This is a genomic window from Paraburkholderia sp. SIMBA_030 (assembly GCF_046535245.1).
Classification (GTDB): Bacteria; Pseudomonadota; Gammaproteobacteria; order Burkholderiales; family Burkholderiaceae; genus Paraburkholderia.
This window is the reverse complement of record NZ_JAWRXB010001832.1, coordinates 1-229: the sequence shown is the minus strand read 5'-3', so window position 1 is coordinate 229 and position 229 is coordinate 1. Positions and strand designations below refer to the sequence as shown.

1 protein-coding gene is annotated in these 229 nt (G+C 56.8%); it reads right to left on the bottom strand.

The genetic code is table 11. The features are described 5' to 3' along the window. Window positions 1-229: beta-ketoacyl synthase N-terminal-like domain-containing protein (locus SB772_RS46310; protein WP_410839306.1), on the bottom strand; the 229-nt coding region annotated here is incomplete at both ends.

Genomic DNA, 229 nt, shown 5'->3' with positions numbered 1-229 from the left:
GACTCATCGGCACATGGCCCATATGCTCCACGCCGCCAACCAGACATGCCTGCGCATCGCCGGTCATGATCATTCGCGCTGCGTCATGTAATGCTTGCATGGATGAACCACACAGGCGATTGACGGTCACCGCCGGGACAGAGTGTGGTACTTCTGCCAACAGCGCCGCGTTACGGGCGATATTAAAACCTTGCTCCAGCGTCTGCTGTACACAGCCCCAGTAAATATC